Source organism: Thermus thermamylovorans (assembly GCF_004307015.1).
GTDB classification, from domain to species: domain Bacteria; phylum Deinococcota; class Deinococci; order Deinococcales; family Thermaceae; genus Thermus; species Thermus thermamylovorans.
The window spans coordinates 44,668-63,355 of sequence record NZ_SIJL01000005.1 but is presented as its reverse complement, the minus strand read 5'-3'; the positions used below and the strand labels follow the sequence as shown (position 1 = coordinate 63,355).

The window sequence follows — 18,688 nt, the reverse complement described above, 5'->3', positions numbered from 1 at the left end:
GTAAGCGGTGCAAGAGCTGAAAGTGCCCTCCGTGGGCGAGTCCATCGTGGAAGTGGAAGTGGGCGCTTGGCTGAAGCGGGAAGGGGAGGGCTTTGCCCAGGACGAGCCCCTGGTGGAGCTCATCACCGACAAGGCCACCCTCGAGCTCCCCGCCCCCTTTGCGGGAACCCTTGCCAAGATCCTGAAGCGCACCGGGGAGACGGCCCGGGTGGGGGAGGCCATCGCCCTCCTGGAAGCGGGGGCGCAGGCGGCCGCCCCGGCCCCCCAGGCCCCGGCGGAGGCGGCCAAGGCCCCCGAGCCCATGGCCATGCCCGCTGCGGAGCGCCTCCTGCGGGAGGCGGGGGTGGCCCCTGAGGCGGTCCAGGGCACGGGCCTGGGGGGGCGCATCCTCAAGGAGGACGTGCTCCGCCACCTGGAGGCCCAGGCGGCCCCCCCTCCCGCCCCTGCCCCCGCACCCGCCCCGGCGGCCCAGCCCCCCGCCGACCGCCCCTGGCGGGTGAGCGAGGCGGTGCCCATGACCCCTTTGCGCCGCCGCATCGCCGAAAGGCTCCTTTTGGCCCGGCAGACCACGGCCATGCTCACCACCTTCAACGAGGCGGACATGTCCGCGGTCATCGCCCTCAGGAAGGAGCTGGGCGAGGCCTTCCAGAAGAAGCACGGGGTACGGCTTGGCTTCATGAGCTTCTTCGTGAAGGCGGTGGTCCAGGCCCTGAAGGAGATCCCCGAGCTGAACGCCGAGATCCGCGATAACGCCATCCTCTACCACCGCTACTACGACATCGGGGTGGCCGTGGGGGGTGGGGAGGGCCTCGTGGTCCCGGTCCTGCGGGACGCCGACCGGCTTTCCTTCGCCGAGATCGAGCGCCAGATCGCGGACTTCGCCGAAAGGGCCCGCAGCCGAAAGCTCAAGCCCGAGGAGCTCATGGGGGGCACCTTCACCATCACCAACGGCGGGGTCTACGGCTCCTTGAACTCCACCCCCCTCCTCAACCCGCCCCAGGTGGGCATCCTGGGCATGCACGCCATCCAGGAAAGGCCCGTGGCCCGGGAGGGGCAGGTGGTGATAAGGCCCATGATGTACCTGGCCCTTTCCTACGACCACCGCATCGTGGACGGCCGGGAGGCGGTCACCTTCCTGCGCCGGGTGAAGGAGCTGGTGGAAAACCCGGTGCGTCTCCTCTTGGAGGTCTAACGTGGAGGCCTACGACCTTTTGGTGATCGGGGCGGGCCCCGGGGGGTACGTGGCCGCCATCCGCGCCGCCCAGCTGGGGATGCGGGTGGGGGTGGTGGAGAAGGAAAAGGCCTTAGGGGGTACCTGCCTGCGGGTGGGGTGCATCCCCTCCAAGGCCCTTCTGGAGACCACGGAGCGCATCTACGAAGTCCAGAAGGGCCTCATTGGGGCCAAGGTGGAGGGCCTAACCCTGGACCTCCCCGCCCTCATGGCCCACAAGGACCGGGTGGTCGGGGCCAACACCCAAGGGATCGAGTTCCTCTTCCGGAAAAACGGCATCGCCCGCCACCAGGGAACGGCCCGCTTCCTCTCCGAGCGGAAGGTGCGGGTGGAGGAAACCGGGGAGGAGCTTTCCGCCCGCTACATCCTCATCGCCACGGGAAGCGCCCCCCTCCTTCCCCCCTGGGCGGAGGTGGACTTGGAGCGGGTGGTGACCTCCACCGAGGCCCTGAGCTTCCCCGAGGTGCCGGAAAGGCTCATCGTGGTGGGGGGCGGGGTGATCGGCCTCGAGCTCGGGGTGGTCTGGCACCGCCTGGGGGCGGAGGTGGTCGTCCTGGAGTACCTGGACCGCATCCTCCCCACCATGGACGCCGAGCTTTCCCGGGCGGCGGAGCGGGTCTTCCGCAAGGAGGGGCTGGAGATCCGCACCCGGGTGAGGGTACAGGCGGTGCGCCCCGAGGGGAAGGGGGCCCGGGTGGAGCTGGAGGGGGGCGAGGTCCTCGAGGCGGACCGGGTTCTCCTGGCCGTGGGTCGCAGGCCCTACACCGAGGGGCTTTCCCTGGAAAACGCTGGGCTGGCCACCGACGAGCGGGGCCGCATCCCCGTGGACGAGCACCTCCGCACCCAGGTGCCCCACATCTACGCCATCGGGGACGTGGTGCGGGGCCCCATGCTGGCCCACAAGGCTAGCGAGGAGGGCATCGCCGCGGTGGAGCACATGGTGCGGGGCTATGGCCACGTGGACTATTTGGCCATCCCCAGCGTGGTCTACACCCACCCCGAGGTGGCCGGGGTGGGGTACACCGAGGAGGAGCTAAAAGCGCAGGGCATCCCCTATAAAGTGGGGAAGTTCCCCTACTCCGCTTCGGGCCGCGCCCGGGCCATGGGGGAGACCGAGGGCTTCGTTAAGGTCCTGGCCCACGCCCAGACGGACCGCATCCTGGGGGTCCACGGGATCGGGGCCCGGGTGGGGGACGTCCTGGCCGAGGCCGCCCTGGCCCTCTTCTTCAAGGCCAGCGCCGAGGACGTAGGCCGGGCCCCCCACGCCCACCCCTCCCTCTCCGAGATCCTCAAGGAGGCGGCCCTGGGGGCCTGGGAGCGGCCCATCCACCTTTAGGCCTTTCCCAAGCACAAAAGGGCCCGCCCCTGGGGCGGGCCCTTTCCCAATGGTCCGTCTAGGGCCTAGCCAGGGTGATTACGGGGGACTCCCAGGTTTCCCAGTGCCGGGGATTGTTGGGATCCCCCAAGGCCTTCAGCACCCGGATGCGCACGATGTAGTCCCCGTTAGGCACTTCGCGGAGGAAGGTATTAGGACCCTGGCCCCGGTCCATATTGCTGTGAATACGCCGCCCGTCCCAGGCGAAGGCGAAGAAACCGGTGGAGGAGGAGTTCCGGGGCAGGTACTCCAGGTCCACGAACTTGTTGAAGACGGGGTGTACGGGCCTGCGGGTCCTGGCCTCCAGGATCTCCATCTCCAGCTTCTGGGCCTGGTGGGCCAGGTGGACCAGGAAGTAGGGGATGTCCCCCTCCTGCAGGCTGAAGGTGGCGGGGTCGGTGAGGCGAACGTAGGTGCCGCCCTCCAGCCGGGCCAACCAGGGGAAGCCGAAGGGCGTGGGCTCCAAGACCCTAATGGCTTGGTAGTCCCCTTTGTAGCCCCCGTAGGGCACGCGGGCCACCACCCGGCCCTCCTCGTCGGTGATCACGAGGTACCCTCCGAAGACGCTCCCGTCCGCCAACCCAGGGTTGGGGGTGATGGTGACCCCCACCGTGGCCGATTGGCCGGGGGCCAGGGTCAGGGTGGCCGGGGCGAACTCCACGGTGGAAGGCGCGTTGAAGTACGTTACGGTGAAGGTGCCCCGGGTAGCAGGGGCCGGTTGGTGGCTCAGGGTGTAGGTGGCGAAGCCAGGGCCCTTATGGGTAAGGGTGATGGCCGCGTAGGCTGAACCCCTTTCCACTTCCCCCAGGCTCAGCTTGGGAGGGCTTACCCGCAAGGGGCTTTGGAGGGCATCCAGGATCTGGACCATCCCCGCGCCTTGGCGGTGGGTGACCTCGAGGAGGCCAGTGGCGGGGGCTACGGAGAGGCGCTGGGGCTTGGCGCTGTTCATCAGGGCGGCCTGTACCTCTTCGGGCCGGGCCCGGGGGTTGGCCTGTAGGTAAAGGGCCACGGTCCCGGCCACATGGGGAGCGGCCATGGAGGTACCGCTTAGGGTGGCGTACCCGCCCAGGTGCCGCGGGTAGGTGGAGTAGATGAGGCCGCCCGGGGCCCCCAGGTCGGGCTTCAAGGCCAGGTCCGGGGAGAGGCCAAAGGAGCTAAAGCTGCTCACCAGGTTCCCCGTGGGGTTGGGGAAGGAACCCACCTGGTCGGTCCAGGTGAGGGTGACTGCCCCCAGTTGCTGCAAGCGGTTGTAGATGAGAACCCCATCGGCGTCGGAGATGGTCACCACGGGGATGTTCACCGGGGGTGTGCCGGCCACGGTGGCGGAGAAGCGGCCCGGAACGTTGTTGTAAAGGATAACTGCCGCCGCGCCCGCAGCCTCAGCGTTCTTGGCCTTGGTGTAAAAAGTACACCCACCCCGGCGGATGAGGGCCGCGTGCCCCTCGAGGCTCCCCGCGGGCAGGGGGCTGCACGCATCGGCGGTAGCAGTAGGGGTTCCGGTGGCCTGGATGGGGAGGCTCCCTGAGGTGGGAGGGGGTGGGGCGGCCGCGGCCGGGGAGTAGCCGATGGGTTGGCCGTCGGGGGAGAGGGTGAAAGTGCTCAAAGTGACGGCGATGTTGTCAAAAGAGCCCACCCCGATGACCTTGCTCCCTACCCCGGGAGCGCTCATGGAGAAGGTACCAGCTGCCCCACTGTTCCCCGCAGAGGCTACTACCACCACCCCGCGGGTCACCAGCCGGTCCGAGGCCACGGCCGTGGGGTACTGGGGCCAGAGGAAGGCCGCTCCCAGGCTCATGTTCACCACGTCCATGCGGTCCTTCCAGGCCATCTCCAAGGCGGCCAGGATGATGTCCGCCGTGGTGGAGCCCTCGCAGCCGAAGACCTTGTAAGCCCCAAAGAGAACCTCCGGGGCCACCCCCTTCACCCGGCCGTTGGCCCCCACGATGCCCGCCACGTGGGTCCCGTGGCCGTTGCAATCGTTGGGGATGGGGTCAGGCCTAGGGATCCGCCGCTCGGGGTCGGGGCTGCCCGCATTGAAGTCATCCCCCACGAAGTCCCACCCGGCCACGATGCGCCCTGCCAGGTCAGGGTGGTCCAGGTCAATGCCCGTGTCGATAATCGCCACCCGCACCCCCCTGCCGGTGAGGCCGAGTTCGCTCTGCACCAGGTCCGCCTGGGTCTGGGTGAGGGCAGTGAATAGCTCAGGGGCCGTCCCTCCTTCCATCGCTTGGGGAATGGGTACTGCCACCACCGGCCAGACGGCCCGCACCCCGGGAAGGGCCCGGAGCTTGGCTGCTTGGGCAGGGGTGGCCTCCACGGAGAGGCCGTTCCAAAGCTCAGCGAACTCCAGCCTCTCCCGGAAGGGTATCCCATTGGCCCGGGCCAGGGCCCGGAAGTTGGCCCGCTCCTGGGCGATGGCCGCCGGATTGCCCCCTTCGATGACCGGGGGCCCGGAAAGCTCTACGAACCAGAGGGCAGGGGTCTCGTCCACCATCTCCCCGCCCAGAGCGCCTGCTTGGGTGGTGAGGGTCTGTACCGGTTCCCTTTGCTTCTGGCCTTGTTGCAGGTTGGCGCAGGAGGCCAAAAGGGCCAGGAGGCCAAGTAGGCCAATAGCCTTCCAAATGCGCATGCAATCCTCCACTTGCCTGGGGCAAGAAACCTTGGAACCAAATTCCGCGTGCCTGGGGTCCTTATCTCCAGAAGGAAGTTTCACAACAGGGTTTTCCGGGCCTTGTTCCCACCCCCTTTCTCCTGGCTGACCTAAGGGTCAGTCTAAGGGGATGCCCCGGCTCCCTGTCAACCGGGCTTTTATGCTCCTGCGGCCTGGGAATTGGCGAAGACCCGGCCAGCTTACGGCAGGCTGGCGGGCCCTTCGTGTAAACTTATGCATGCCCCTCGAGGGGCTAGACTAGGGGTTGGCATGAAGATCGTCCTGGCATACTCCGGCGGGCTGGACACCAGCATCATCCTCAAGTGGCTCAAGGAAACCTACGGGGCCGAGGTCATCGCCTTCACCGCGGACATCGGCCAGGGGGAGGAGGTGGAGGAGGCCCGGGAAAAGGCCCTCAGGACCGGGGCTTCCAAGGCCATCGCCCTGGACCTGAAGGAAGAGTTCGTGCGGGACTTTGTCTTCCCCATGTTCCGCGCGGGAGCGGTGTACGAGGGGTACTACCTCCTGGGCACCGCCATCGCCCGGCCCCTCATCGCCAAGTACCTGGTGCGGATCGCCGAGGAGGAGGGAGCCGAGGCCGTCGCCCACGGGGCCACGGGCAAGGGCAACGACCAGGTGCGCTTTGAGCTCACCGCCTACGCCCTGAAGCCGGACATCCGGGTCATCGCCCCCTGGCGGGAGTGGCACTTCAAGGGCCGGCAGGAGATGATCGCCTACGCGGAGGCCCACGGCATCCCCGTGCCCGTGACCCAGGAGAAGCCCTACTCCATGGACGCCAACCTCCTGCATATTTCCTACGAAGGGGGGGTGCTGGAAGACCCCTGGGCCGAGCCCCCCAAGGGGATGTTCCGCATGACCCTGGACCCCGAGGAGGCCCCCGACGCCCCGGAGTACGTGGAGGTGGCGTTTGAAGGGGGGGATCCGGTGGCGGTGAACGGGGAGAGGCTTTCCCCGGCGGCCCTTCTGCAGAGGCTCAACGGGATCGGGGGCCGGCACGGGGTGGGCCGGGTGGACCTGGTGGAAAACCGCTTTGTGGGCATGAAGTCCCGCGGGGTCTACGAGACCCCGGGAGGGACCCTCCTTTACCACGCCCGGCGGGCGGTGGAAAGCCTCACCCTGGACCGGGAGGTGCTCCACCAGCGGGACCAGCTCGCCCCCAAGTACGCGGAGCTCGTCTACTACGGCTTCTGGTACGCCCCCGAGCGGGAGGCCCTCCAGGCCTACTTTGACCACGTGGCCCAGGCGGTCACCGGGGTGGCAAGGCTCAAGCTCTACAAGGGGAACGTCTACGTGGTGGGGCGCAAAGCCTTCAAGAGCCTCTACCAGAAGGACCTGGTCTCCTTTGACGAGCTGGGGGGCTACGACCAGAAGGACGCCGAGGGCTTCATCCGGATCCACGCTCTGCGCCTTAGGGTGCGGGCCATGGCGGAAAGGCCCCAAGAGGGCAAAGCCCTCTCGGGGACCCCAAAGGAGGGGGAGCCCTATGGCCCATAGGACCTGGGGGGGCCGCTTCGCCGAGGGGCCGGATGCGCTTGCGGCCCGCTTCAACGCCTCCCTTTCCTTTGACCAGGCCCTCTGGCGGGAGGACCTCTGGCAGAACCGGGTCCACGCCCGGATGCTCCACGAGGTGGGCCTCCTCACAGAGGAGGAGCTAAGGGCCATCCTCGAGGGCCTGGACCGGATTGAGGAGGAGATCCAGGCGGGCACCTTCCCCTGGCGGGAGGCGCTTGAGGACGTGCACATGAACCTGGAGGCCCGCCTCACGGAGCTCATCGGCCCTCCTGGGGGCAAGCTCCACACCGCCCGTAGCCGCAACGACCAGGTGGCCACGGACCTGAGGCTTTTCCTCCGGGGGGCTATCGACGAGCTTCTGGCCCTCCTCCTGGCGTTGCGCCGGGTGCTGGTGGGAGAGGCCGAGCGGCACCTGGAGCCCCTCCATGTCCTCCCCGGCTACACCCACCTGCAGCGGGCCCAGCCCATCCTGCTTTCCCATTGGTTTTTGGCCTACTACGAGATGCTTTCCCGGGACGCGGGGAGGCTCGAGGACGCCAGGGAGCGCCTCAACGAAAGCCCCCTGGGGGCGGCGGCCCTGGCGGGAACGGGCTTTCCCATAGACCGCCACCACACTGCCAGGGAGCTTGGCTTCACCAGGCCCATGCGCAACTCCCTGGACGCGGTGGCCAGCCGGGACTTCGCCCTCGAGGTCCTCTCCGCCCTCAACATCGGCATGCTCCACCTCTCCCGGATGGCGGAGGAGCTTATCCTCTACAGCACCGAGGAGTTCGGCTTCGTGGAGGTGCCGGACGCCTTCGCCACCGGAAGCTCCATCATGCCCCAGAAGAAGAACCCGGACATCCTGGAGCTCATCCGGGCCAAGGCGGGGCGGGTCCTGGGGGCCTTGGTGGCGCTCTCAGCGGTGGTGAAGGGCCTGCCCCTCGCCTACAACAAGGACCTGCAGGAGGACAAGGAACCCCTTTTGGATGCCCTCGCCACCTACCGGGATAGCCTTAAGCTCCTCGCCGCCCTTCTTCCCGGGCTCAGGTGGCGGCGGGAGAGGATGGGGCGGGCGGCGGAGGAGGGCTATGCCCTGGCCACGGAGCTCGCCGACTACCTGGCGGCGAAGGGGCTTCCCTTCCGGGAAGCCCACCACGTGGTGGGCCGCCTGGTGCGGAGGCTGGCGGAGGAGGGAAGGGCCTTGAAGGACCTGGCCCTGGAGGAGCTCAAGGCCCACCACCCCCTCTTCGCCGAGGACGCCCTGCCCCTCCTCCGGCTGGAAACCGCCATCCACCGCCGCCATTCCTTTGGGGGCACGGCCCCCGAGGCGGTGCGGGAAAGGCTTCTGGAGGCCAAGAAGGAGGTGGGCCTTGACTGAGGTGAAGGGACTGGAGCTTTCCCCGGTGGCCCTGCCGGAGGTGCGCCCCCAGGCGGCGGTGGAGCTCAGGAAGGCCAGGCTTTCCGACGTGGACGCCATCTACTGGCTCATCCGATACTGGGCGGAGAAGGGGCTCATGCTGGTCAGGAGCCACAGCCACCTCTACGAGAACATCCGCGACTTCCAGGTCCTCGAGGACGAGGACGGGCACATCGTGGGCACCGTGGCCCTGCACGTCCTCTGGCGGGACCTGGCGGAGATCCGGGGCCTGGCGGTGCACCCCGGGAGGCAGGGGGAGGGCCTGGGGCGCTGGCTGGTTTTGGGGGCGGAGCGGGAGGCCCGGGACCTGGGCCTGCCCCGGGTCTTCGCCTGGACCCTGCAGGTGGGCTTTTTCCGCTCCTTGGGTTACCAGGTGACCACCCGGGAGGCCCTCCCCCCCAAGGTGTGGAGCGAGTGCAACGCCTGCCCCTTCTACGAGAACTGCCGGGAGATCGCCGTCATCAAGGGGCTTTCCCCAGGGGCCTTTGGAAGCTAAGATGGGTGGGATGGCGAAGGAGCGCGCGGTTTTGGTCCTGGAGGACGGCACCGTCTACCGGGGCTACGCCTTCGGGGCCCGGGGGAAGACGGTGGGGGAGGTGGTCTTCAACACCGCCCAGACCGGCTACCAGGAGATCATGACCGACCCCAGCTACCACGGGCAGATCGTGGTCATGACCTACCCCCACCAGGGCAACTACGGGGTGAACGTCTACGACATGCAGTCCAACCGCCCCTGGGTGAAGGGCTTCGTGGCCAAAGAATTCAGCCGGGTGGCCTCCAACCCCAGGGCCCAGCAGACCCTAGGGGAGTTCATGGAGTTCTACGGGGTGGTGGGGATCGAGGGGATCGACACCCGGGCCCTGGTGCGCAAGATCCGCGAGGGGGGGGTGCTGAAGGGGGCCATCGCCCACGCCTCCCTCTATGGGAGCCCGGACCACGCCTTCACCCCCGAGGAGCTTTTGGCCCTACGCCAGGAGGCCAAGGCCTGGACGGACATCGACGGGCGGGACATGACCCCGGAGGTCTCCACCCCCCTGCCCTACGCCTGGCCCACCCTGCGTTCGGGGCGGCGCATCGTGGTCATGGACTTCGGCATCAAGCACGCCATCGTGGAGAACCTGGCCGCCCAGGGGTTTGAGATCCTGGTGGTGCCGGGTAAGACCCCCGCGAGCCAGATCATGGCCCTGGAGCCCCATGGCCTTCTCATCAGCAACGGCCCCGGGGACCCCTCCATGCCCCGCTACGCCCACGAGACCATCTGGAAGCTCATGGGGCTACTTCCCACCTTCGGCATCTGCCTGGGGCACCAGCTTCTGGCCCTGGCCGCGGGGGGGCGCACCTACAAGATGAAGTTCGGCCACCGGGGGGCCAACCACCCGGTGAAGAACCTCCTCACGGGGAAGGTGGAGATCACCAGCCAAAACCACGGCTATGCGGTGGACATCGACTCCCTGAGGGAGTTCAAGCCCACCCACATCAACCTCAACGACGGGACCCTCGAGGGCATGGCCCACGCCCGCTACCCCGTCTTCTCCGTGCAGTACCACCCGGAGGCTGCCCCCGGGCCCCACGACGCCCTCTACCTCTTCCGCCGCTTCCTGGAGGAGGTGGAGGCCTTCCACGGGGTTACCGGGCTCCCGGTGGAGAAGCAGAGGGCGGACGGGCACGGGATCTAGACGCCCTCCGCGGCGCAAGCCACGGCGGCGGCCCTGAAGCCCTGGGTTGGCCGGGGCCCCCACCTTGGCGCAAGCCAAGGTGGGGTGGCCTCAGTAGTCCATCCCCCGGATGTTTCCCTCCTCGTCCACGTCGATCCCCAGGGCCTGGGGCACCCTGGGGAGGCCGGGGAGGGTTTCGATCCCGCCCATGTAGACCACCACGAACCCTGCCCCCAAGCGGCAGCGGAGGTCCGTGACCCGCACCCTGAAGCCTAGGGGCCTTCCCCGGAGCCTGGGGTTGTCGGAGAGGGAGGTGGCGGCCTTGGCCATGACCACGGGGAGGGCCTCGCACCCCTCCTTCTTGGCGGCCTTGAGGGCCCTTTTGGCCTCCTCGCTCCACTCCACCCCCTCCGCCCCGTAGATGCGGGTGGCGATGGTTTCCACCTTGGCCTCGAGGGGCATCTCCAGGGGGTAAAGGGGGCGGTAGGCGTGGGGAAGCTCCAGGGCGCGCAGCACCTGTTCCGCCAGCTCCAACCCCCCTTCCCCGCCCCTGGCGTAGACCTCGCTCACGGCAAAGGGCAGGCCCCGCTCCTCGGCAAAGGCGCGCACCAAAGCGATCTCCTCGAGGGCGTCCGTGGGGAAGCGGTTTAGGGCGATCACGGGCTTATAGCCGAAAAGCTCCACGTTCTCCACGTGCTTTTCCAGGTTGGCCAGGCCCCGCCGCACCGCCTCCACGTCCGGCATCTCGTAGGCGTCCTGCCCCCCGTGGTAGCGGAGGGCCCGCAGGGTGGCCACCAGGACCACCGCTTCCGGCTTTAGCCCCCCCGTGCGGGCCACCACGTTCATGAACTTCTCCAGGCCCAGATCCGTGGCGAAGCCCGCCTCCTGCACCACGTAGTCCGCGAGGCCTAAGGCAAAGAGGCTTGCCCCCAGGGAGTTGGTGCCGTGGGCGATGTTGCCGAAGGGCCCCATGTGGACGAAGGCCGGGTTCCCCTCCGCGGTCTGCACCAGGTTGGGGAGGAAGGCCTGCCTGAGGAGGGCGGCCATGGCCCCCACCGCCCCCAGGTCCTCGGCGTAGACGGGCCGGCCCTCGTAGGTGAAGCCCACGCGCATCTTGCCCAGGCGGCGCTTCAGGTCCTTGAAGTCCCGGGAGAGGGCCATGAGGGCCATGACCTCGCTGGCCACGGTGAGCTCAAAGCTTCCCTCCCGCGGCACCCCGTGGGCCTTCCCCCCTAGGCCCAGGACGATGTGCCGCAGGGCCCGGTCGTTCATGTCGATGGCCCTCTTGAGCTCGATGCGCCGGGGGTCAATCCCGAGGGCGTTCCCCTGGTGGATGTGGTTGTCCAAAAGGGCGTTCAGGAGGTTCACCGCGCTGGTCACCGCGTGGAAGTCCCCGGTGAAGTGGAGGTTGATCTCGTGCCGGGGCTCCACCCGGGCCCGGCCGCCCCCCGTGGCCCCGCCCTTCACCCCGAAAACCGGGCCCAGAGAGGGCTCCCGTAGGGCCAAGGCCGCCTTCTTCCCCAGCCGCCACAGGGCGTCCACCAGGCCGATGGCGGTGGTGGTCTTGCCCTCTCCCGCCGGGGTGGGGGTGATGGCGGTGACCAGGATGAGCCGCCCCTTGGCCTTCGGGGGCTCCCCCAACACCTTGGCCATGTGGGGGCCGTAGGGGTAGAGCCGATCCTTGCCCAATCCCAGCTTGGCCGCCACTTCCTCGATGGGTAGAAGCGCTTCCTTGACGATCACGGGGTAAGCTTACCCCTCCTTCCCAGGGAAAGAAGTCCCGCCCTGGGGGCCCAGGTGCCAAAGCCTTTGCATCAGCTGGGGCAGGGGGATGGCCTGGACCTCAGGGGTAACGGGGTAGGTTTCCTCCCCCGGATAGACCACGAAAGCCGCTTGGGGCTTAAGATCCGCCAGGGCTTGATGGAAGCCCCGGGAGGGTTTGGGTTCTAGGCTGCGTTTTACCTCCACAGCCCAAAGGTTCCCTGAGGGAAAGACCAACAAAAGGTCGATCTCCGCTCCTGCATGGGTGCGGTAGAAGAACCCTAGCGCGCCCTCGGGGGCCACTCGGAGCAGGTTTTCCACCACAAACCCCTCCCAGCTGGCGCCCACCACGGGATGCCCCAGAAGGGTTTCCCAGTTGCCGATACCGAGGAGGGCGTGGACTAGGCCGCTATCCCGCAGGTAGAGCTTGGGGCTTTTCACCAGGCGCTTGCCCACGTTGGCCCCGTAAGGGGGAAGCCGCCTTAGGAGGTAAAGGTCTACCAGATAGTCCAAATAGCGGCTTACGGTTCTGCCGTCCAGCCCAAGGCTCCCCGCCAGGCGGGAGAGGTTGAGGGTTTCCCCCTGGAGATGGGCCAGCATGGTGAGAAGACGGCGCAGGGTTTCCGCGGGCAGCCTTCCCCCTAAGGCGGGGATTTCCCTTTCCAAATAGGTGCGGAGAAAGTCTTGGCGCCAGCGAAGGCTCTCTCCGTCGTTGGGAGCCAGGAAGCTTTCGGGGAATCCTCCTCGGAGCCAAAGGCGCTCCAGCCCTTCTGTCACCTCCAGGGGGTCTAGGGGGGTAAGCTCCAGGTAACTGGCGCGTCCCGCCAAACTTTCCCCTGCCTGCCGGGATACCTCGGGGGATACGGACCCCAAAAGAAGGTAGAGGCCCGATTTCCTTCCCGCCCGCCTTGCCCGGTCCACCAAGCTTCGGAGCAGAGGGAAGAGCTCGGGCATCCGATGCACCTCGTCCAGGATGACCAGGCGGTCCAGATAGCCTTCCAGGTAAAGCTCAGCCGCCGAAAGCTTGGCTCTATCCCTATCCGATTCCAGATCCAGGTAGTGAGCGTCAAGCTTTTTCCCCACCTCGAGGGCCAGGGTGGTTTTGCCCACTTGCCTGGCCCCGGTGAGCACCACTACCGGCACTTGGCGTAAACGCTCCTCCAGGAGAGGTTGGAGGCGACGGGTAATCATGCTTGAAAATCTAGCATCACGATGCCTGATTTTCAAGGTTAAAAATCGCCCGGCGAGGGGCAAAACCCGCGGTTACCCCCCGAAAGGAGGAGGGCCAGCGTCCCGGGAAGCCTATCCCCGTGCTCCAGCACCGCCGCCAGGGGCAGGGCCCCGGTGGGCTCCACCACCTGCTTGGTGCGGGTGAAGAGGAGGCGCTCGGCCTCGAGGATGGCCTCCTCGCTCACCGCGAGGATGGCGTCCACCCGCCTCTGGAGGATGGGGAAGGTGTGCCGTCCCAAGGCCAGGGTCCTGACCCCGTCCGCCCGGGTCCTGGGGGCCTCGGGCAGGCGCACGATCTCCCCCCGTTCCAGGCTCCTTTTGGCGTCGTCCGCGCCCTCGGGCTCCACCCCCAAGACGAGGGTGGTGGGGGAGAGGGCCTTCACCGCGGTGGCCACCCCGGCGAGGAGCCCCCCTCCCCCCACGGGGACCAGGACCGCTTCGGGGAAGACCCCGAGCCCCGCGGCCTGGGCCATGAGCTCCAACCCCGCGGTGCCCTGCCCGGCCACCACCAGGGGGTCGTCAAAGGGGTGGAGGAAGGCGTAGCCGGTTTCCTCCTGGAGGGCTTTTGCCACCTCCTCCCGGTTTTCCACCCTGACCCCCTGGTCCACCACCTCCGCCCCGTAAGCCCGGGCGGCCTGCTTCTTGAGGGGGCTCGCGTCCTCGGGCATGACGATGAGGGCTTTCACCCCCAGGACCTGGGCGGCGTAGGCCACTCCTTGGGCGTGGTTGCCGCTAGAGACCGCTAGGAGTCCCTTAGGGTTTTCCAGGGTGAGGGCCTTGGCCAGCGCTCCCCGGGCCTTGAAGCTCCCGGTCTTTTGCAGGTGCTCGGCCTTGAGGAGGAGGCGCTTCCCCAAGAGGTTGTCCAGGAGCCTCGAGGTGAGGAGGGGCGTAGGGTGGATGTACGGGCGGATGCGCCGGTAGGCGGCGTGGATCTCGGCCAGGTCCATGCCCCCATCTTGCCCCAGGATGGACACCGGGCGGAGGAGGCGCTAGAGTGGGAAGAGGTATGGACTTCCTCTACACCCTGGTCATCCTCCTCTTCCTGGGGGTCTCCGGCTTCCTCGTCTATCTGGTCCTCATCCAGGAGCCCAAGCAGGCCTCCTCCGCCGACCTCATGGGAGGGGCCGCCGACCTCTTCTCCGCCCGGGGCTTCACCGGGGGGCTTTACCGGCTCACGGTGCTCCTGGGGGTAGTCTTCGCCGGCCTGGCCCTCCTCATCGGCCTCTGGCCCCGTTGACAAAAGGCCTACCCCCCGGTACCATGGGCGTTGCCTGGGGCCGTGGCGCAGCTGGGAGCGCGCCTCAATGGCATTGAGGAGGTCAGGGGTTCGAATCCCCTCGGCTCCACCAGGAAAGCCCCCCGCAAGGGGGGCTTTGGCTTGCAGGAACCCCAGGCCTTGGGTATAGTGGAAGACCGGTAGGCCCTTCGGGGCCCTTGGGAAGGGGAAAGCCATGTTCGCGATCATCCAGACGGGCGGCAAACAGTACCGGGTGGAGCCCGGGCTGAGGCTCAGGGTGGAGAAACTTTCCGCGGAGCCGGGCAGCCAGGTGGAGTTCCCCGTCCTCCTCCTCGGGGGGGAGGAGGTGGCGGTGGGCACCCCGGTGGTGGCGGAGGCCAAGGTGGTGGCCGAGGTCCTGGCCCACGGCAAGGGCAAAAAGATCACCGTCTCCCGTTTCAAGGCCAAGGTGCAGTACCGCAGGAAGAGGGGGCACCGCCAGCCCTACACCGAGATCCTCATCCGGGAGATCCGGGGGTGAGCCATGGCGCATAAAAAGGGTCTAGGTTCCACCAAGAACGGCCGCGACTCCCAGGCCAAGCGCCTCGGGGTGAAGCGCTTCGGCGGCCAGGTGGTGCGGGCCGGGCACATCCTGGTCCGCCAGCGGGGCACCCGCTTCAAGCCCGGGAAGAACGTGGGCATGGGCCGGGACTTCACCCTCTACGCCCTGGTGGACGGGGTGGTGGAGTTCCAGGACAAGGGGCGGCTGGGCCGTTTCGTGAGCGTGCGTCCCCTGGCGTAGGCTCCGGTGTTCCAAGACGTTCTCCAGATAACCGTCGCCGCTGGCAGGGGCGGCGACGGCGCCGTCTCCTTCCGCCGGGAGAAGTTCGTGCCCAAGGGGGGGCCGGACGGGGGGGACGGGGGGCGGGGGGGGAGCGTCTACCTGCGGGCCAGGGGGGATGTAGACTCCCTCTCGGGGCTTTCCAAGCGCACCTACAAGGCGGAGGACGGGGAGCACGGCCGGGGAAGCGGCCAGCACGGCCGTAGCGGGCGGGACCTCTACGTGGAGGTCCCCCGGGGCACCCGGGTTTTCGACGCCGACACGGGGGAGCTCCTGGGAGACCTCACGGAGGAGGGCCAGCTCCTCCTGGTGGCCCGGGGCGGGGAGGGGGGGCGGGGCAACGCCCACTTCGCCACCCCCACCCGCCGGGCCCCCCGCTTCGCCGAGGCGGGGGAGGAGGGGGAGAGACGCCGCCTGCGGCTGGAGCTCATGCTCATCGCCGACGTGGGGCTCGTGGGCTACCCCAACGCCGGGAAGAGCAGCCTCCTCGCCGCCACCACCCGGGCCCACCCCAGGATCGCCCCCTACCCCTTCACCACCCTGAGCCCCAACCTGGGGGTGGTGGAGGTGGGGGAGGAGCGCTTTACCCTGGCGGACATCCCCGGGATCATCGAGGGGGCCAGCCAGGGGAAGGGCCTGGGCCTGGAGTTCCTGCGCCACATCGCCCGCACCCGGGTCCTTCTCTACGTGCTGGACGCCTCTGAGGAGCCCCTCAAAGCCCTCCGCACCCTGCGGGAGGAGGTGGGGGCCTACGACCCCGCCCTCCTCCAGCGCCCGAGCCTCATCGCCCTCAACAAGGTGGACCTGCTCGCCCCGGAGGAGGTGGAGGCCGAGGTGGCGGCCCTGGCCCAGGAAGGCCTCCCCGTCCTCCCCGTGAGCGCCCTCACCGGAGAAGGCCTCCCCGTCCTGAAGGAGGCCCTCTTAACCCTGGTGCGGGCCACCCCGGCCCCCGAGCTGCCCAAACCCGTCCCCAAGGCCGAGGTCCGGGCCGGGGTGGAGGTGGTGCCGCTGGCGGAAGGGGCCTACGAGGTGCGGGCCCCTGAGGTGGAGCGCTACCTCAGGCGCCTCAAGGGGGACCTTCAGGAGGCTGCGGGCTACCTACAGGAGGTCTTCCGGCGCCACGGGGTGGAGGCGGCCCTCAGGGCCAAGGGGGTGCGGGCAGGCGACCTCGTGCGCATCGGGGAGCGGGAGTTCGAGTACGTCCCGGAGGTGTGATGCGCATCGGTCTCTTTGGCGGTAGCTTCGACCCCATCCACCTGGGGCACCTCCTGGCCGCCAGCGAGGCCGCAAGCGCCTTGGGCCTGGACCGGGTGCTCTTCGTGGTGGCCGCCCGTCCCCCCCACAAGGCCCCGGTGGCCCCCCCTGAGGCCCGGTACGAGATGGTCCTCCTGGCCACGGCGGAGGAGGGGCGCTTTTTCGCCTCCCGCCTGGAGCTGGACCGCCCGGGGCCCAGCTACACCGTGGACACCCTCGAGGAGGCCCGGAGGCTTTTCCCGGAGGACGAGCTCTTCTTCGTCACCGGGGCCGACGCCTACCGGGACGTCCTCACCTGGAAGGAGGGGGAGAGGCTCCCCGAGCTCGCCACCTTGGTGGCCGTGGCCCGGCCCGGATACCCCCTGGACGGGGTTCCCGTCCCCGTGGTGCCCCTCTTCGTGCCCGAGGTGGGGATCTCCAGCACGGAGATCCGGCGGAGGCTTAAGGAGGGGAGGAGCGTGCGGCACTGGGTGCCGCGTCCCGTGGAGGTTTACCTTGAAAAGCATGGTCTCTACCGCTGAACTCCTGGAGAAGGTGCGGGCCCTGGTCCGCCCCGAGCGCCTGGAGCACATCCTGCGGGTGGCGGCCTTGGCCCGGGAGATCGCGGAGAGGAACGGCCTGGAGGGGGACCGGGCCTACCTGGCGGGCCTCCTGCACGACGCCGCCCGCGACCTCGAGGAGGAGGAGCTCCTCCGGCTCGCCCCCCCGGAAAACGAGGTGGAGGCGGCCCACCCCCTCTCCCTCCACGGCCGGGCGGCCCGGGCCCTGGCCCAGGCCTGGGGGGTGGAGGATCCCGAGGTCCTGGAGGCGGTGGAGGGCCACGTTTACGGGGTGAGCCCCAGCAATCCCATCGGGATGGCCCTCTATGTGGCCGACGTCTCCGAGCCCGGCCGGGGGGTGAACGCGGAGATCCGCGGGCTGGCCCTGGCCGGGAGGCTCCGGGAGGCCTACGCCCAGGCGGTGCGCAACAAGGTGGCCTACCTCCAGGGTAAAGGCGTCCCCCTCCACCCCCGGACCCTGGCCGTGTACCATAGCCTGTAATGCGCCTGCGCCCTTCCCTCCTCCTCCTTTCCGCAAGCCTCTTCGCCCTCGGAGGGGTGCTCTCCCTTCCCCGGGGCGAGGAGGAGGTCCGCCCGCGGTTTCAGCGGGAAGGGGGTTTGCCGGAGATGGCCCTGGTGGTGGCGGGCCGGGACATCGACTACTGCGCCCCCCGCACCCCTTGTGGCCCGGGAAGCCGCACGGACACCATCCTCTACGTCCGCCTCCGGGGACAGGAAGCCAGGGTCCTGGCCATCCCCCGGGACCTCTACAGCCCCTTGGTGGGGGGGAGGATCAACGCCGCCTACGCCCGGGGGGGGGCGGAGCTCCTGAAGCGGGCGGTGGAGGAGGCCACGGGGCTCGTGGTGGAGCGGCACGCCGTCATCACCCTGGAAAGCGCCGCCCGGGTGGTGGACGCCGTGGGGGGGGTGGAGGTCTACCTGGACCGCCCCATGCGGTACACGGACCGGGCGGCCGGCCTCTACATCAACTTTCCCGCGGGGCGCCTGCACCTGAGCGGGGAGGAGGCCGTCAAGTACATGCGCTTCCGCCACGACCTCCTCGGGGACTACGCCCGGCTGGACCGCATCAAAGGGGTGCTGGCCCAGGTGGCCCAAAGGGCTCAGGACCCCCGGACCTGGCCGGCCCTGGCCTCGGCCCTGCGGGCCGCCTGGCAGGAGCTGGACACCGACCTCTCCCTGGAGGAGGCCTTGGGCTACCTTCCCGCCGTGCGCGGGGTGCGCCTTTCCCTCGCCACCCTGCCCACCCGGGAGGGGCCCGGCAGCCTCCTCTCCCCGGACGAGGCGGCTCGGGGGCGTTTTCTCGCCGCCTTCCTGGGCCTGAGCCCACCCCTCTCCCCCCCGGAGGTCCCCGTCCGTCTCCGGGGGGAGGGGGAGCTTCTCCTCTGGGCCCGGGCCTTTCTCCTCCAGGAGGGGGTGGAGCCCCTCCTGGAGGAGGCGGAGGTGGTGCGGAGCGCGGTCTACGCGCAAGACCCCCGGGCGGGCGCTTACTACGCCGACCTCTTTCACCTCCCCCTCCTGGCCCCCCACCGTCCGGTGGCGGGGGTGGTGGTGGAGCTGGGAAGGGACCTGTTACAATGAGGGCAGATGGTGAAGACCCGGGAGGCGGTAGAGCTTTTGGGACGCATCAAGGATCTCCTCTGGGAAAAGAAGGCGGAAAAGGTGGTGGCCCTGGACCTGAGGGCTGTTTCCGAGAGCCTGGACTACTTCGTGGTGGCCAGCGCCACCAGCACCCCCCACCTCCAGGCCCTGGAGCGGCACGTTCAGGAAAAGCTTGAGGAGGAAGGCCTTCGCCCCCGGCCCACGGAGGGCCAAAGCCCCCGCTGGGTGGTCCTGGACTACGGGGAGGTGGTGGTCCACCTCATGACCCCGGAGGCCCGGGAGTACTACGACCTCGAGGGCTTCTGGGCCGACGCCGAACGGGTGTAGACCAAGGCCACGTGAGCCCTGCCGGGGTCTGGCGGGGCCCCTGGGGAGGGCAGCCGC

18 protein-coding genes and 1 tRNA gene are annotated in these 18,688 nt (G+C 68.7%); 15 read left to right on the top strand and 4 right to left on the bottom strand.

Annotated elements, in window-relative coordinates; genetic code table 11:
• The first annotated feature begins 7 nt into the window (after positions 1–7).
• Positions 8–1,192 carry a 2-oxoglutarate dehydrogenase complex dihydrolipoyllysine-residue succinyltransferase gene (gene odhB, locus ETP66_RS05125; protein WP_130841251.1) on the top strand — a complete coding sequence of 395 codons (1,185 nt, stop codon included), beginning with the start codon at positions 8–10 and terminating at the stop codon, positions 1,190–1,192.
• Position 1,193: 1 nt separating this feature from the next.
• Positions 1,194–2,567, top strand: coding sequence for a dihydrolipoyl dehydrogenase (gene lpdA / locus ETP66_RS05120; RefSeq protein WP_130841249.1), 1,374 nt, complete (start codon positions 1,194–1,196; stop codon positions 2,565–2,567).
• Positions 2,568–2,625: 58 nt separating this feature from the next.
• Here lpdA and ETP66_RS12495 read toward each other — a convergent pair whose 3' ends face one another.
• On the bottom strand, positions 2,626–5,235 hold the full coding sequence (locus tag ETP66_RS12495; protein ID WP_330848612.1) for a S8 family serine peptidase: 2,610 nt from the start codon (positions 5,233–5,235) through the stop codon (positions 2,626–2,628).
• Between the two features lie 291 nt (positions 5,236–5,526).
• On the opposite strand from ETP66_RS12495, the gene ETP66_RS05110 reads away from it, so the two are divergent.
• From ETP66_RS05110 to carA, 4 genes are read left to right on the top strand one after another with little or no spacing between them, the layout of a single operon-like run.
• Complete coding sequence (locus ETP66_RS05110) at positions 5,527–6,771, top strand: argininosuccinate synthase (RefSeq protein ID WP_130841247.1); 1,245 nt, start codon at positions 5,527–5,529, stop codon at positions 6,769–6,771.
• Positions 6,761–8,149: an argininosuccinate lyase gene (gene argH, locus ETP66_RS05105; RefSeq protein WP_130841246.1), complete on the top strand. Its 1,389-nt coding sequence runs from the start codon at positions 6,761–6,763 to the stop codon at positions 8,147–8,149. Before ETP66_RS05110 ends, argH begins: the two co-directional genes overlap by 11 nt.
• 1 nt (position 8,150) lies before the next feature.
• Positions 8,151–8,684: an N-acetyltransferase gene (locus ETP66_RS05100; RefSeq protein WP_130841471.1), complete on the top strand. Its 534-nt coding sequence runs from the start codon at positions 8,151–8,153 to the stop codon at positions 8,682–8,684.
• Between the two features lies 1 nt (position 8,685).
• Entirely contained in the window at positions 8,686–9,864 is a 1,179-nt protein-coding gene (carA, locus tag ETP66_RS05095; RefSeq protein ID WP_130841244.1) for a glutamine-hydrolyzing carbamoyl-phosphate synthase small subunit, read from the top strand.
• A 90-nt stretch (positions 9,865–9,954) separates the two neighbouring features.
• Here the strand turns inward: carA and ETP66_RS05090 are convergent, their stop codons facing one another.
• From ETP66_RS05090 to ETP66_RS05080, 3 genes are all read right to left on the bottom strand, one after another.
• Positions 9,955–11,586: a formate--tetrahydrofolate ligase gene (locus ETP66_RS05090; RefSeq protein ID WP_130841242.1), complete on the bottom strand. Its 1,632-nt coding sequence runs from the start codon at positions 11,584–11,586 to the stop codon at positions 9,955–9,957.
• A 9-nt stretch (positions 11,587–11,595) separates the two neighbouring features.
• Positions 11,596–12,747 (bottom strand): ATP-binding protein, encoded by a 1,152-nt coding sequence (locus ETP66_RS05085; protein WP_236630098.1) that lies wholly within the window; start codon positions 12,745–12,747, stop codon positions 11,596–11,598.
• Positions 12,748–12,833: 86 nt separating this feature from the next.
• Positions 12,834–13,781 (bottom strand): threonine/serine dehydratase family protein, encoded by a 948-nt coding sequence (locus ETP66_RS05080; RefSeq protein ID WP_130841240.1) that lies wholly within the window; start codon positions 13,779–13,781, stop codon positions 12,834–12,836.
• 59 nt (positions 13,782–13,840) lie between these two features.
• Here ETP66_RS05080 and secG point away from each other — a divergent pair, with 59 nt between their 5' ends.
• From secG to rsfS, 9 genes are all read left to right on the top strand, one after another.
• Entirely contained in the window at positions 13,841–14,071 is a 231-nt protein-coding gene (gene secG, locus ETP66_RS05075) for a preprotein translocase subunit SecG (protein WP_130841238.1), read from the top strand.
• 36 nt (positions 14,072–14,107) lie between these two features.
• A tRNA-Ala gene (locus ETP66_RS05070) sits at positions 14,108–14,183 on the top strand.
• 102 nt (positions 14,184–14,285) lie between these two features.
• Entirely contained in the window at positions 14,286–14,591 is a 306-nt protein-coding gene (rplU, locus tag ETP66_RS05065) for a 50S ribosomal protein L21 (protein WP_130841236.1), read from the top strand.
• A gap of 3 nt (positions 14,592–14,594) precedes the next feature.
• A complete protein-coding gene (rpmA, locus tag ETP66_RS05060; protein WP_130841234.1) occupies positions 14,595–14,852 on the top strand; it encodes a 50S ribosomal protein L27 in 258 nt (85 codons plus the stop codon).
• A 6-nt stretch (positions 14,853–14,858) separates the two neighbouring features.
• The gene (gene obgE, locus ETP66_RS05055) at positions 14,859–16,106 is read left to right on the top strand and encodes a GTPase ObgE (RefSeq protein ID WP_130841232.1); all 1,248 of its coding nucleotides are present in this window, start codon (positions 14,859–14,861) and stop codon (positions 16,104–16,106) included.
• On the top strand, positions 16,106–16,666 hold the full coding sequence (gene nadD / locus ETP66_RS05050; protein WP_130841230.1) for a nicotinate-nucleotide adenylyltransferase: 561 nt from the start codon (positions 16,106–16,108) through the stop codon (positions 16,664–16,666). The genes obgE and nadD overlap by 1 nt, the downstream gene beginning before the upstream one ends.
• Positions 16,641–17,186, top strand: coding sequence for a bis(5'-nucleosyl)-tetraphosphatase (symmetrical) YqeK (yqeK, locus tag ETP66_RS05045; protein ID WP_130841228.1), 546 nt, complete (start codon positions 16,641–16,643; stop codon positions 17,184–17,186). The genes nadD and yqeK overlap by 26 nt, the downstream gene beginning before the upstream one ends.
• Positions 17,186–18,283 (top strand): LCP family protein, encoded by a 1,098-nt coding sequence (locus tag ETP66_RS05040; RefSeq protein ID WP_130841226.1) that lies wholly within the window; start codon positions 17,186–17,188, stop codon positions 18,281–18,283. The genes yqeK and ETP66_RS05040 overlap by 1 nt, the downstream gene beginning before the upstream one ends.
• Positions 18,284–18,289: 6 nt before the next feature.
• Positions 18,290–18,631 (top strand): ribosome silencing factor, encoded by a 342-nt coding sequence (gene rsfS, locus ETP66_RS05035; protein ID WP_130841224.1) that lies wholly within the window; start codon positions 18,290–18,292, stop codon positions 18,629–18,631.
• The last annotated feature ends 57 nt before the right edge of the window (positions 18,632–18,688 follow it).

Bases quoted from the DNA above. Each gene is read 5' to 3' on its own strand.
- ETP66_RS12495 (WP_330848612.1), bottom strand. From the start codon at position 5,235: ATGCGCATTTGGAAGGCTATTGGCCTACTTGGCCTCCTGGCCCTTTTG.
- ETP66_RS05110 (WP_130841247.1), top strand. From the start codon at position 5,527: ATGAAGATCGTCCTGGCATACTCCGGCGGGCTGGACACCAGCATCATC.
- argH (WP_130841246.1), top strand. From the start codon at position 6,761: ATGGCCCATAGGACCTGGGGGGGCCGCTTCGCCGAGGGGCCGGATGCG.
- carA (WP_130841244.1), top strand. From the start codon at position 8,686: ATGGGTGGGATGGCGAAGGAGCGCGCGGTTTTGGTCCTGGAGGACGGC.
- ETP66_RS05080 (WP_130841240.1), bottom strand. From the start codon at position 13,781: ATGGACCTGGCCGAGATCCACGCCGCCTACCGGCGCATCCGCCCGTAC.
- secG (WP_130841238.1), top strand. From the start codon at position 13,841: ATGGACTTCCTCTACACCCTGGTCATCCTCCTCTTCCTGGGGGTCTCC.
- rplU (WP_130841236.1), top strand. From the start codon at position 14,286: ATGTTCGCGATCATCCAGACGGGCGGCAAACAGTACCGGGTGGAGCCC.
- rpmA (WP_130841234.1), top strand. From the start codon at position 14,595: ATGGCGCATAAAAAGGGTCTAGGTTCCACCAAGAACGGCCGCGACTCC.
- nadD (WP_130841230.1), top strand. From the start codon at position 16,106: ATGCGCATCGGTCTCTTTGGCGGTAGCTTCGACCCCATCCACCTGGGG.
- ETP66_RS05040 (WP_130841226.1), top strand. From the start codon at position 17,186: ATGCGCCTGCGCCCTTCCCTCCTCCTCCTTTCCGCAAGCCTCTTCGCC.
- rsfS (WP_130841224.1), top strand. From the start codon at position 18,290: ATGGTGAAGACCCGGGAGGCGGTAGAGCTTTTGGGACGCATCAAGGAT.